Genomic DNA, 12242 nt, shown 5'->3' with positions numbered 1-12242 from the left:
TGATTTAGTTTATCTAATACAATACTATTATCTAGAAGTATTAAACAAAACTTGTACCCAAAAGTTTAATCTTGATTTTTTTTCTTGAATAAATATATCTTAGATTCCTTCCCCTTCAGTAAACGCTCAATATTTTTTTGATGGGTAACCAGGATTAAGGCACAAATTGCAATTCCATATAAGAGAATAGAAGGAACTGTGGTCTTAAATATAAAAGCTACACTAAATGGAAAGGCAAAACCTGCCATAATGGAGCTTAAAGAAACATAATGCGTAATTAATAATACTAACAGGAATACCGACACACACACTAGGGCAGCCGGCCAGTGAATGGCAAGTACCATTCCAAATAAGGTTGCAACACCCTTACCACCTCTAAAGCCTGCAAAAATCGGAAACAAATGTCCTAATACCGCAATCACACCTAAAGCCAATTGCACATTCACAAATTGTGGCGCATCATGATTTCCAACGATACTACTATCTAGAAGATAAGGCAAATTGGTCGCTGTCCATCCCTTTAAGATATCGACAAACATCACCACAGAGCCCGCCTTCTTTCCTAATACACGAAAGGTATTTGTGGCACCAGCATTTCCACTCCCATACTCACGAACATCAACTCCATAAAATGCCTGTCCAAACCATACTGCTGTAGGGATTGAACCGAAAAGATATGCTAATATGACAATTCCAACAAGGTATATTGATATCATTTACAGCAATTTACTAAATAAGTTTTGCTTTTAAGCTTAAATCCAGGCTTTTAACCGAGTGGGTCAATGCACCTACAGAAATATAATCTACCCCTGCCTGTGCATAAGCCGTAATCGTGTCTAAAGTAATTCCGCCCGAAGCTTCCGTCACCAACCGATCCCCAACTAATTCTACTGCTTCTTTCACTTCCGCAGGACTAAAATTATCAAACATCACACGATCAACCGCCTCTAAACTTAAAACTTCGTTTAACTCTTTAAAATTTCTAACCTCAACCTCAATCGCAATATCTAATTGGTTTTGTTTCTTATAATCAAAAGCAGCATTCACCGCTGCAGAGATCCCACCAGCATAATCAACATGATTATCCTTGATCAAAATCATATCATAAAGCCCAAATCGATGATTTGAACCACCACCAATCTCTACTGCTTTCTTCTCCAAGAATCTTAACAAAGGCGTGGTCTTACGCGTATCTAAAACCTTCGCTCCGGTTCCAGAAATCGCTTGAACATACTTTGAAGTTTGCGTAGCAATACCAGACATCCGCTGCATGATATTTAATACCAAACGCTCTCCTTTAAGGATTGTATGGATACTTCCTTTTATCTTGAAAGCAATGTCTCCATAGTGGACATGGCTCCCATCAGAAATAAGTGGGTTAAATTCTAATTCAGGATCTATTTGGGAAAATATTTCTTTGGCAACTTCTACTCCAGCAAGAACACCATCCTCCTTGACCAATAATTGAGCCTCCCCTAATTGATCTTCTTTTATCGTAGATAATGAGGTGTAATCGCCTGAACCTACATCTTCTAAAAGGGCCTCTTGAACAAAATGTACTAGTTTATCTTTGAATTCTCTCTCCATTTACCATTTAAAATTAAGCGAAGATGAATAAAAATATATTTATTTGGAAACTTAAAATCGAAAAACTGTAGTTTATTCTATTCTTAGCTCGTTGATTTGCGCATCGGATCCCGATTGCACAAACTTCACAAAAACACGATAAGAACCTTGATTGGTCTTGATTTGATAAACAATATAAAAACTATTGTTGTTACGATTGGTCCGTTGAACTTGCTTGGCCTCGCTTGTCTTTGTAAGCCTGAAAAAATCACTCAATATAACTTCGGCTTGAAACTTAGAATAATAACCAGAATCGTTTTTTATCGATAAGGATACATTCTGTCCAAAAAAGTTAGCAATGTTCTTCGCGTTATTCGCTTTTAATGCACCTAATAATTCAAGGGAAACATCCGACTGGAAACTAGAGAATATTAGCAATGGCAAAAGCGTCATTGCTACCGCAATAAGCCTCATCCTTATACCTATACCTTTAATTATCGCAATCATAATTGACTTGGAGTCATCAGCGCAGTACACAAAATCTACTGCCACTTAACATTAAATTCATTTTTCAATAATGTTTTAGCGAAAATTATGCCAATCCCTGTTGCATTCAGCAAAACCAATACAAATATTATATCGCCCTTACAGGTTCCTCCTTTTAGCATTTTTATGAATAATAAGTATATTTGTGTAATGAGTTCTGAAAATAAAAAAGTAGCACTACTAATTCTGGATGGATTAGGCTACGGAAAAAATGATAATTCAAACGCTGTAATAGCCGCTAACACTCCTTTTTTAGACTACTTGCTTGCAACCTACCCTAACTCCAAACTTGAAGCATCTGGCGAAGCCGTAGGTCTACCTGCTGGCCAAATGGGAAATTCTGAAGTTGGCCACATGAACCTTGGGGCCGGAAGAATCGTATACCAGGAATTAGGCCGTATCAATAAAGCTGCTCAAGAAGGTGTATTTAAAGTTGACCCTACTATTCAGGCTGCATTTGAATATGCAAAATCTAATCATAAAAAGGTACATTTTATTGGTTTGCTATCCGATGGTGGTGTGCATGCCCATATCGAACATCTAAAGGCTTTAACCGATGCCGCTAAAGATGCAAACCTTACTAATGAACAAGTATTTATCCATGCTTTCTTGGATGGCCGTGATACCGACCCTAACGGCGGTGTTGGTTATGTGAAAGATCTCGATAATCACTTGAAAAATTCTGTCGGCACCATCGCATCTGCTATTGGTAGATATTATGCCATGGATCGTGATAACCGTTGGGAACGTGTAAAACAGGCTTATGATCTTTTAATCAAAGGCTTAGGAACACCTTCAACTGACCTTGTAAATTCTATTGAAACTTCTTATAAAGAAGGGATTACAGATGAATTCTTGAAACCAATCGTGATGGTAGATGCCCAAGGTTCGCCTAAAGCAACTATCCACGAAGGTGATGTGGTGATCTGTTATAACTTCCGTACAGACCGTGGTCGTGAAATTACAGTAGCTTTAACTCAACAAGCATTTCCAGAATATGATATGCATCCGTTAAATCTTTACTATGTGACCATGACCTCTTACGATGATACTTTCAAAGATGTAAAGGTCATCTTCCAAAAAGATAATTTAACTCAAACCCTGGGTGAAACCCTTGCATTACAACATAAAACTCAAGTCAGAATCGCTGAAACTGAGAAATATCCACACGTAACGTTCTTCTTTTCAGGTGGTCGTGAGGAACAATTTGAAGGTGAAAGAAGGTTATTGATCCCTTCTCCGAAAGTTGCGACCTATGACTTGCAACCTGAAATGAGTGCTAATACCATTGCAGATTCTATTTGTAAGGATATGGTTGAAAACGGACCTGACTTTATCTGTTTGAATTTTGCAAACCCGGATATGGTGGGTCACACAGGTGTATTTGAGGCAGTAGTTAAAGCTGTTGAAACCGTAGATAACTGCACCAAGCGTGTTGTTGAAACGGGTATCAATGCAGGTTACTCCTTTATTATCCTGGCTGACCATGGTAACTCTGAGTTCATGATCAATGAGGATGGTTCAGTGAATACAGCACATACAACCAATTTGGTTCCGTGCATATTGATTGATAACCAATATAAAAATATCAAAGATGGTAAATTAGGTGATGTAGCACCAACAGTTCTGCAACTACTTAATCTTCCTATCCCAACTGAAATGACTGGTAATGTCCTTGCATATTAATCATAAGTTATTCAAAATATTAGCAGCAGTAATCATTACTGCTGCTTTTTATGCTTGTAACCCTTCCAAGAAATCGGAACAAGCAGCTATTAATCAGGAGAAATTCTTCGACATCCCGGCTTTTTTCCAAAGGGAAATTGATTCCTTGGCATCTGTCAATCCCGAAATCAATAAAACGGTAAAAAAAGATGATCAGGAAGAAACGAAGAAGCTTAAAATTAAAGATTGGGCAGTGGAACTATCCAGTTTTCAGGCTATAGACTTAAACAAACCAGCTTATGCAGGTTTTGTGAAAGTTGACCGTACGGACAGCTTGATTCAATATAGTTTTACCAATCCGGAATTGGATTTGTCTTGCGTCCGCATCAAATTGGATGCTCAAGGAAATCCTCACATGATCTCAGTTGAAAAACAGGTTAAAAACACCTTATATAAAACCTCTGAATTCTTGGCTTATGAAAAAAATGGATTCTATTTAGTAGAAAAGAATCAGCAAGTCAAGGTTATGGGGGATAATTATTATAAAGTCCAAGGTGAATTCTAAAAATAATAATTGAGGGCTAAACCCTCAATTTATTTTTTAGTTATAGTGCACTAATGAAATAATACGTTCACTAAATCGGGTTAACCTTCCTGCACTTTGCAGAAAATCCAGACTAATCACAAAAGAGTAACCTGTAATTACTCCACCCAATTTTTCTACTAATTTACTGGCAGCAACAACCGTCCCACCTGTAGCCAATAGATCATCATGCATCAATACCTTTGTTCCTGCTTGGATAGCATCTTCATGCATTTCAATGGTAGCCTGCCCGTATTCCAATTTATAGGATTCCGATATCGTATGGAAGGGTAATTTGCCCTGCTTCCGAATCGGAACAAATGGTTTATTCAACTCCTGAGCCAATAAAAAACCAAACAAAAACCCCCGGCTTTCTATTCCAGCAATCACATCGATCTCTATCCCCTCTAATTTTCGAACAAATTCCTTTACCGCCAACTTCACCAATTCCGGTTGTTGAAGTAAAGGTGTGATGTCCTTAAATACAATTCCTGGTTGCGGAAAATCAGGAATATCCCGTATATAGGCTTTCAGCTGCTCTTCAATCATAGATGTTATCTAAATTCCAAATAAAGTTCAATTTTACTAAAAAATTCCTCATCTAAAGAATGAATATTTCTCAGATCTGAAAGACTTTTAAACGCACCGTGTTGATCCCTATAATTGATAATTGTTCTTGCTCGCTTATATTTTATATAAGGATGTTTTCCTAAATCATTAACATTGACCGAATTGATATCTATTTTCTTGACCAGGCTCAAATCTAATTTTAAGTAAGGCAAAATGGCGACATAAGTTTCCGCAGGGATGCCATATACCTCTGAAATCTGTTCTAGTCTTACAAAACCTCCCAATGCCTCCCGAAACTTGATAATCCTTTTGGAATAGACCGGACCAATTCCATTCAAACTGATAAAACCACTACTATCTGAACTATTCAACTCTATAATTTCGGGCGCTTTTTTAAACCTGAAATTCTTTTCCTTGGGATATTCAATATTTGTAAAAGAAGATCTCTCCTCCGTCTTGGAAATAATTACATAGGGCAACAGTTCCTGAATTTTCATACTATCCAATGAATATATTTTCCTTAAATCTTCCTTTTTAAAAAACTTGCCACCTTTGTTTCTATAATTAATAATGACCTGGGCTTGCTTATCACTAAGTCCTAATTTTTCCCAGCCTGCTTTATTCAAGGTATTAGGATCAAATGGAAAAAGGCTTATTGCTTTATGGAGTTTATTTTTTACTGGTTTTATGCTTTCTGAAGCTTTGCCTTTGGAAAGGATTTCCTCAGGAAAATGTTTGATAAGGATATTGATTTCTTCTGGAGGATAAAAAACGGGCAAAAAAATATGACCTAATAGGAGTAGGAAAATAATCCAAATCAGAAAGAAATAGCCTCTTTGCTCCTTCCGATTTAATTGAAAGTACTGGACCAGCTTATTCATTAACAAAGATTAAATACTCTTTTCATACCTAAACTTTGATTAAATTTGTAAAAATATCTGATTGATACAATATGCATTTTGTCCGCCCTTTCTTTATCCTCAATTACGTTTATCCACAGGCGATTTGGCGAAAAGAAAAAGATATAAATAATATTTACTTAACATTTGACGATGGTCCTATCCCCGAAATAACGCCATGGATATTGGATTGTCTGAAGGAAAAAAAGGTGAAAGCGACTTTCTTCTGTGTGGGAGAAAATGTAAGCAAATACCCTGAAATTTTTCAACGGATATTAGACGAAGGTCATGCCGTAGGAAACCATACCTACAACCATTTAAAAGGTTGGGCAACGGATGATCAAAAGTATTTTGAGAATATTGAAAAGTCCAATAAATTAATCCAATCCAATTTATTCCGCCCTCCTTACGGCCGAGCTTCCAAATCTCAAATGAAGAAGTTGGCAAAAGATTACCAAATAATCATGTGGGACGTATTAACGGGCGATTATGACAAAAACATTAGCCCCGAACAGTGTTACAAGAATTGCATCAACTACAGCAGAAATGGAAGTATCATCGTATTCCACGACAATATTAAAGCCATTGACAATGTTCAGTTCGCCCTACCCCGAAGTATAGATTACCTTTTACAAAAAGGCTTTCAATTCAAGACCTTATTCGTCTGAGGGTTTAGCAATTTCTACCGTGTAATCACGTGCACTGCTAACACTAAAGTACCCCATTGCCCCATTATCGATATTTGAGGTTGGATTCCCTGGTGCAGCACTACCCGGATTGGTGGACATATATTCAGACCAATAGTTGTAGGAATCCTTACTGATAATAAAGCGACGAATCAATAATTGATCTCCAGGTTTGATTTCATTGCCATACTCCCGACCTAATTGATGCGTTACTTCATTCCCATCATTAAATTTATCCGAGAAGACAGCATTCGACTTGAACGCTTCTCCATTTCTGGAAATGCTATATCGATAGTAATTCGCTTGCCCAGTAGGATCAAAAAATTTAAGATTGATAAAGTAATAGGTTTCATTCAACAAAGTCTCTTGGTTGACTCCAATGGATTCAACATCTATAAATGGTAGCATCGTAGTCGTTGATTTATATTCTTCGTCATCGACCATCACCACCAAGGTATAAGTTTCTCCTGCAGCCAAGGCAATACTGCTATTGCGATATTTACCCTCTCCTGCTGCATTAAAATAATAAGTTCTACCACTTTTGGATTGAATATAAACCGTCGCATTCAAGATCGGCTCGTAAGGTATAGGTTCATCAAAATCAACAGTCCTACTTACCAGAATCTCATGAATCTTCTCTTCATTATTAATGTCTGCAACAATGACAATCCTGGGATCAGTCTTATTCAGGTCGACATCAATTAAATCTTCACAACTGCTAAACAACAGTAAAAATGAAAATATTAGGAAATGATATGTTAATCTCTTCTGCATCTTCTTAAAATTTAAAATTCCAGGTCACAGATGGAATTGCGCCAAATAAGGCAATTCTATAGGCCTCTGTAATATTTGGATTTTGTTCACTCTCTCTAAAATCAATCATATAGGCATTCTTGCGGTTATAGGCATTATATACACCGATGGTCCAACTCGAATTAAACTTCTTATCCCTACGCGTTTCATACGTTGCCGATAAATCTAAACGATGATAATCTGGCATTCTATAGCCATTCCTTTCGGAATAATAGAACATGGTCCGACCATCCACCTGATACTTTCCACTTGGAAAAGTAATGGCGTTACCTGTATAATAAACAAAGGTGGCACCTACTGTCCAGCGTTTGCTCAATTGGAAAATTCCAACTACTGAAACATCATGGGTTCTATCTTGTCGTGCATTAAACCAATTGCCATCATTGATTTCATCAAATTGGCGTTCACTCTTAGCCAGGGTATATCCAACCCATCCCGTCAATCGTCCTTTATTTTTACGCATAAGGAATTCCGTACCATAGGATCTGCCAATACCATACAATAAGTCGCCTTCCATGAATTTATTTGCTTGTAGATCGGCTCCATTTCTGAAGTCAATCTGATTTTCCATGGTTTTATAATAAGCTTCTACCGAAAACTCATAAACATTCCCTTGGAAGGTACGGAAATAACCTAGAGCTCCTTGATTTGCAATCTGAGGCTTTACATTTAAACTGCTAACAATATATTGGTCGGTTGGTAAACTCGCCGTGGTATTGGTCAACTGATGCAGGTTTTGAGCCATTCTATTAAAACTAGCCTTGATACTATGATTGCTGTTCAAAGCATAGGATAAGGATAAACGCGGTTCAAAATTTAAATAATGTTTCGCAATGACCTCCCCAAAATAGGATTCCGAAGTGGGCTCGCCCTCTTCATCAAATTCGTAAAAGGTACCGGGACCCATCACCATGAAATCACTTAATCGTAATCCATAAATCAAATTTAACTTCTCAAAAGGTTTCCATTCGTGCGATACGTAGGCAGAAGCTTCAATCCCTTGTCTTCTCTCAATTTCAATAGAATTCACATCTGAACCTTCTCTGGCTTCAATACTCGCCGGACGAATTTGTTGATGCAAAACATTCACCCCAAACTTCAAGGCATTATTGTCGTCCGAATAATAGGAGAAGTCCTGTTTGAAATTTAAATTCCGGATTTTAGACGCAATGGAGAACTTAGATTCGTCACTGTTAACATTAACGTCATAGGAAAAGTCGCTATAAATTAATGAGGTATTACTAAATAATTGGGAATTCAGAATGGAATTCCAACGCACCGTAGCGGTAGAATTCCCCCAATCAAACCCGAATAAATCACTATATCCTAAATCATCCTTCCCAAAATAGCCCGATAAATACAAGGTATTGCGATCATTCAGCTTATAATTCATTTTTGCATTCAGATCGTAGAAATATAATTTACTGTTTTTGGTTTTATGGTCTTTGGATAATTTCAAGAATAAATCGGCATAGGTTCTTCTTGCACTCAGCATAAAGGAACTCTTATCTTTTACAATGGGGCCTTCCAACTTCAAACGGGAAGCAATCAACCCTACTCCACCTTCAGCACTGAACTTTTTACTATTTCCATCCAGCATACTGATGTCCATTACCGAAGAAATTCGACCGCCATACTGTGCCGGAATCCCGCCTTTGTACAAATTGGCATCTTTTATTGCGTCTGAATTGAAAGTCGAGAAAAAGCCCATAAGATGGGAAGCATTATATACTGTAGCTTCATCCAATAGAATTAAATTCTGGTCACCACCGCCCCCGCGAACATAAAAATTAGCACTTCCCTCACCTCCTGAGGAAACTCCCGGCAATAACTGAATGGATTTCAATAGATCCTTCTCCCCAAATAAAACAGGGATATTCTTTAATTCTTCCATGGTGAATTTCAGATTACCCATCTGTGCAGAGGTGACATGATCCTCCTCTTTTTTACCGGTAACCACAACCTCCTCGATCACATTGGAATTAGGGGTTAACTCAAAATTATGGCGTTTATCGGCAGAAATCTGAATGGTCTCTACCTTATTCGCATAGCCAACAAAGGACAATTCTACTTCATGGGTTCCCGCAGGAATTGAAATGGAATAGAATCCATAATTATTGGAATAAGTACTCAGGTTTAAATCGGAAACCCGAATTACCGCGGCGATTAAATTTTCCCCAGTATTAGCATCCTTCACATAGCCACTTAGCGTCAGTTTCTCTTGACCTAAAGCAAAATTGAACATAAAAATGAGCAGCATCAGCAAGCTGATACTCAGGAATTGAAATTGCGACTTTACGCGCCTTAGGTTAAAAATCATGGTCAAAATTAAAAAAGCCATTCTGAACATCAAAATGGCTTCTACAGGTTTATCCACTCGTAGATAAATCAAATTTATCATTATTATTCAGATTCGCAAATAAATTATCCAATACCGCCAGCATTTCAGGCTTTTGAGAAATAGTCATGAAAAAAAGTTAGCTGATACTGAATAGATTTGCTCCAATAGTCCCAATTATGCGCTCCTGGCATAGTTAAAAATTTATGCGGAATATTTAAGTAAGTTAATTTTTCGTGTAACTTATTATTAACCTCATAAAAAAAATCATCCGTGCCACAATCAATAAAAATTTCTAAAGATTTTGGTTTTATCAGGTGGGTTAGCTCCATAACGGTATGTTTATTCCATGATTCAGGATGCTGATCATAGGCTCCAATTCGCTTTGCCATCTCCCAATTATTAGGAAATGGGCGAATATCAACTCCTCCCGCCGTACTGCCTACCGCAGCAAAAACATCTTGATGACGAATTGCTAAATACAATGCGCCATGGCCTCCCATACTCAAACCCGTAATTCCACGTTTACTCCGATCTTTGATTACTGGAAATTTCCCTTCCACATACTCCAGCAATTCCTTGGCCACGAAGGTCTCATATTGGAAGTTAGGATCTTCCGTATCCCAATACCAACTTCCAAAGCCTCCATCCGGACAAACAATAACCATCTCATAACGATCTGCCAATTCTTTGATGGCCGGAACCTTATTTACCCAATTACTATAATCGCCTGAATATCCATGCAGTAAATACAAAGTCGGAAATTCCGTTTTCTTCGATCCTTCAGGTTGAATAACAACCGTCTTGATCGATTTCTTCATGGCAGCACTGGGGATCGCCAAAGTATCCACTTTAGCAGCTTGGGCAAAAACAACCGTAAATAAAAGTAATAGCAGTAAAAATCTAGATTTCATCAGTTTTAAGGTTTTGAAATATAATAGTAATAAAGATAGGAGTCTAAACCAAAAGGTCGTTCACTAATCGTGTAAAATCCATCTGACAATCGATCGAATGTAATGGCTTCACCTTGTGGCTCGGGTTCATAAGGAATTGGTAAATAAGATTTCTGTAAAGCTTTAACTATGGATTCATTAGAACCTATAGGCCAATAATATATATTGGTTAAATTCTTCATGATTATAGCATCCCTTTTCGAGGAAATATCCGCAGCGGTGATAAAAGTAAAAGGAAATCTCATTAATGGTTTCAATTGGAAATGATCGGCAGCAGAACCAAAAACGTCGGCGGTATAAAGGCTGGATTGAAATTCCCTTTTTGAAATAATATAAAACTGCTTATCGAGGGGATCCACAAATATCGCTTCAGCATCTCTGGCTTTGCCGGGATAGCTCAAAGTCTTGACCGATATGGATGTCTTCGCAATGGTATCCTGCTTGGTGCCTTTCGAAAAAACTGGCTCCGGAAAGACATATAAGCTAATATTGCTTCGTTGTCCTAAGTTATCCCCTACATCAGCCAATACAATATTCGATTTTCCATTGAGCTCCACCCAAGCGATATCTTCAATATCGATAGCATCAATTCCCTCTAATTGATAGGTACACATCAAATTAGCCGCTGAATCAATTAAATATACCCTTGCCTTATCACCACTATCATTATGTACCCAAAACATGCCTGGGTTATTTATTGATGAAATAATCCCGGAGATCTCGCCCAAAACAGGAGAACTAATCTTGCCTCTAATGGATCGCTCCGAATGCTTGACTTCCTGAGAAAAGCCTAGATTCCAGCTTGTCAAGCATATCAAAAATGTAAAAAGAAATTTTTTCATCCTATTCATTCAGCCATTTCAAATTAAGTTCCAAGCTCGACCGCCGCCCGAAATCAGAAAAAAAGGGTAACCATATTGGAAACCCTTTCTAAAATACATTAAATTATGTTTTATTTACCTTCAAAGGCTGAAATAATTGCAGCCCGGAAGGTTGAGTCTTTCTCACCCAATTCAAAAGATTGTTTATAGGTATCTATTTTACCAAACATCTCTGCCTCTTTCCCTGTTCCATTATCAAAGAAATATTTGAAACTATAGGTTCCAGGATTGGATAAATCAACTTTCTTATTATTAGAAGAAAACACCAATGGATCTAAAGTATTAGTTGTCATCTTACCATCTGTAGGAAGTTTAAATAAGGTTCCCAAAGTCTTTACGAAATTGTCAGATGGAGCACCATTGGAACTAATCCTCACCGCACCTTTTCTAAAGCCTAACTCTTCGTCCGCCTGACCTTTTTCATTAATCCCAGGCTCTATATTTTTTAATACTTCAACCTTAAACCCTACAGGTTCATTATTGAATTCAGCTTTTGCATCATAGACCATCGATGAATCTGTAGCACTTGGATTCGTAAGATCAAAGTACAAATGAAACTGATTACTCTCCTTTTCATTGGTTAAGGGTTTTAATCCCCTTGCCACATTGCTACTTGTTGAATCGCCTGTTTTATCGCCTTTGTTATTAGCATTTCCACATGATCCCATCCAAACTGCCGTGGAAAGTAAAACTGCAAAAGTTGTTATCTTTTTCATAATTTCTCTGTTTATGTTTAATACAA

Annotated in this window: 13 protein-coding genes; 3 read left to right on the top strand and 10 right to left on the bottom strand. The window is 37.5% G+C overall.

The features are described from left to right. Nucleotides 1-65 precede the first annotated feature (65 nt). The 3 genes from plsY to ACF3OC_RS08190 all read right to left on the bottom strand — a co-directional run bounded on the left by plsY (nucleotide 66) and on the right by ACF3OC_RS08190 (nucleotide 2073). Complete coding sequence (gene plsY / locus ACF3OC_RS08200) at nucleotides 66-716, bottom strand: glycerol-3-phosphate 1-O-acyltransferase PlsY (protein WP_094257166.1); 651 nt, start codon at nucleotides 714-716, stop codon at nucleotides 66-68. 13 nt (nucleotides 717-729) lie between these two features. Continuing rightward, nucleotides 730-1587, bottom strand: a complete 858-nt coding sequence (nadC, locus tag ACF3OC_RS08195; protein ID WP_094281993.1) for a carboxylating nicotinate-nucleotide diphosphorylase — start codon at nucleotides 1585-1587, stop codon at nucleotides 730-732. Between the two features lie 72 nt (nucleotides 1588-1659). After that, entirely contained in the window at nucleotides 1660-2073 is a 414-nt protein-coding gene (locus tag ACF3OC_RS08190) for a DUF4783 domain-containing protein (RefSeq protein WP_094281992.1), read from the bottom strand. Between the two features lie 165 nt (nucleotides 2074-2238). On the opposite strand from ACF3OC_RS08190, the gene gpmI reads away from it, so the two are divergent. After that, nucleotides 2239-3798, top strand: a complete 1560-nt coding sequence (gene gpmI, locus ACF3OC_RS08185; RefSeq protein ID WP_229678270.1) for a 2,3-bisphosphoglycerate-independent phosphoglycerate mutase — start codon at nucleotides 2239-2241, stop codon at nucleotides 3796-3798. Continuing rightward, nucleotides 3782-4342 (top strand): hypothetical protein, encoded by a 561-nt coding sequence (locus tag ACF3OC_RS08180; protein WP_094257163.1) that lies wholly within the window; start codon nucleotides 3782-3784, stop codon nucleotides 4340-4342. The genes gpmI and ACF3OC_RS08180 overlap by 17 nt, the downstream gene beginning before the upstream one ends. A gap of 36 nt (nucleotides 4343-4378) precedes the next feature. On the opposite strand, the gene ACF3OC_RS08175 is transcribed toward ACF3OC_RS08180, so the two are convergent. Further along, nucleotides 4379-4909 carry an adenine phosphoribosyltransferase gene (locus tag ACF3OC_RS08175; RefSeq protein ID WP_094281991.1) on the bottom strand — a complete coding sequence of 177 codons (531 nt, stop codon included), beginning with the start codon at nucleotides 4907-4909 and terminating at the stop codon, nucleotides 4379-4381. Between the two features lie 5 nt (nucleotides 4910-4914). Further along, the gene (locus ACF3OC_RS08170; protein WP_094281990.1) at nucleotides 4915-5811 is read right to left on the bottom strand and encodes a helix-hairpin-helix domain-containing protein; all 897 of its coding nucleotides are present in this window, start codon (nucleotides 5809-5811) and stop codon (nucleotides 4915-4917) included. 71 nt (nucleotides 5812-5882) lie between these two features. On the opposite strand from ACF3OC_RS08170, the gene ACF3OC_RS08165 reads away from it, so the two are divergent. Beyond that, nucleotides 5883-6497, top strand: a complete 615-nt coding sequence (locus ACF3OC_RS08165; RefSeq protein WP_094281989.1) for a polysaccharide deacetylase family protein — start codon at nucleotides 5883-5885, stop codon at nucleotides 6495-6497. Here the strand turns inward: ACF3OC_RS08165 and ACF3OC_RS08160 are convergent. The 5 genes from ACF3OC_RS08160 to ACF3OC_RS08140 form a co-directional block, all read right to left on the bottom strand. Beyond that, complete coding sequence (locus ACF3OC_RS08160; protein WP_094281988.1) at nucleotides 6486-7289, bottom strand: DUF4249 domain-containing protein; 804 nt, start codon at nucleotides 7287-7289, stop codon at nucleotides 6486-6488. The genes ACF3OC_RS08165 and ACF3OC_RS08160 overlap by 12 nt on opposite strands. A 4-nt stretch (nucleotides 7290-7293) precedes the next feature. Continuing rightward, on the bottom strand, nucleotides 7294-9729 hold the full coding sequence (locus ACF3OC_RS08155; RefSeq protein WP_256962592.1) for a TonB-dependent receptor: 2436 nt from the start codon (nucleotides 9727-9729) through the stop codon (nucleotides 7294-7296). A 44-nt stretch (nucleotides 9730-9773) separates the two neighbouring features. After that, nucleotides 9774-10580 (bottom strand): alpha/beta hydrolase family protein, encoded by an 807-nt coding sequence (locus ACF3OC_RS08150; protein WP_094281987.1) that lies wholly within the window; start codon nucleotides 10578-10580, stop codon nucleotides 9774-9776. A 5-nt stretch (nucleotides 10581-10585) separates the two neighbouring features. After that, entirely contained in the window at nucleotides 10586-11461 is an 876-nt protein-coding gene (locus ACF3OC_RS08145; protein WP_094281986.1) for a hypothetical protein, read from the bottom strand. A gap of 110 nt (nucleotides 11462-11571) precedes the next feature. Beyond that, nucleotides 11572-12216, bottom strand: a complete 645-nt coding sequence (locus ACF3OC_RS08140; protein ID WP_094281985.1) for a hypothetical protein — start codon at nucleotides 12214-12216, stop codon at nucleotides 11572-11574. Between the last annotated feature and the right edge of the window lie 26 nt (nucleotides 12217-12242).

This window comes from Sphingobacterium cellulitidis, from assembly GCF_043187465.1.
Lineage (GTDB): Bacteria > Bacteroidota > Bacteroidia > Sphingobacteriales > Sphingobacteriaceae > Sphingobacterium > Sphingobacterium cellulitidis.
The sequence above is the reverse complement of the archived record's forward strand: the minus strand, read 5'-3'. Positions and strand labels throughout refer to the sequence as shown.

What these genes read in the sequence shown, in the direction of transcription:
- plsY (WP_094257166.1), bottom strand. Translation starts at nt 716, where the DNA reads ATGATATCAATATACCTTGTTGGAATTGTCATATTAGCATATCTTTTC.
- nadC (WP_094281993.1), bottom strand. Translation starts at nt 1,587, where the DNA reads ATGGAGAGAGAATTCAAAGATAAACTAGTACATTTTGTTCAAGAGGCC.
- ACF3OC_RS08190 (WP_094281992.1), bottom strand. Translation starts at nt 2,073, where the DNA reads ATGATTGCGATAATTAAAGGTATAGGTATAAGGATGAGGCTTATTGCG.
- gpmI (WP_229678270.1), top strand. Translation starts at nt 2,239, where the DNA reads ATGAATAATAAGTATATTTGTGTAATGAGTTCTGAAAATAAAAAAGTA.
- ACF3OC_RS08180 (WP_094257163.1), top strand. Translation starts at nt 3,782, where the DNA reads ATGTCCTTGCATATTAATCATAAGTTATTCAAAATATTAGCAGCAGTA.
- ACF3OC_RS08175 (WP_094281991.1), bottom strand. Translation starts at nt 4,909, where the DNA reads ATGATTGAAGAGCAGCTGAAAGCCTATATACGGGATATTCCTGATTTT.
- ACF3OC_RS08170 (WP_094281990.1), bottom strand. Translation starts at nt 5,811, where the DNA reads ATGAATAAGCTGGTCCAGTACTTTCAATTAAATCGGAAGGAGCAAAGA.
- ACF3OC_RS08165 (WP_094281989.1), top strand. Translation starts at nt 5,883, where the DNA reads ATGCATTTTGTCCGCCCTTTCTTTATCCTCAATTACGTTTATCCACAG.
- ACF3OC_RS08160 (WP_094281988.1), bottom strand. Translation starts at nt 7,289, where the DNA reads ATGCAGAAGAGATTAACATATCATTTCCTAATATTTTCATTTTTACTG.
- ACF3OC_RS08155 (WP_256962592.1), bottom strand. Translation starts at nt 9,729, where the DNA reads ATGATAAATTTGATTTATCTACGAGTGGATAAACCTGTAGAAGCCATT.
- ACF3OC_RS08150 (WP_094281987.1), bottom strand. Translation starts at nt 10,580, where the DNA reads ATGAAATCTAGATTTTTACTGCTATTACTTTTATTTACGGTTGTTTTT.
- ACF3OC_RS08145 (WP_094281986.1), bottom strand. Translation starts at nt 11,461, where the DNA reads ATGAAAAAATTTCTTTTTACATTTTTGATATGCTTGACAAGCTGGAAT.
- ACF3OC_RS08140 (WP_094281985.1), bottom strand. Translation starts at nt 12,216, where the DNA reads ATGAAAAAGATAACAACTTTTGCAGTTTTACTTTCCACGGCAGTTTGG.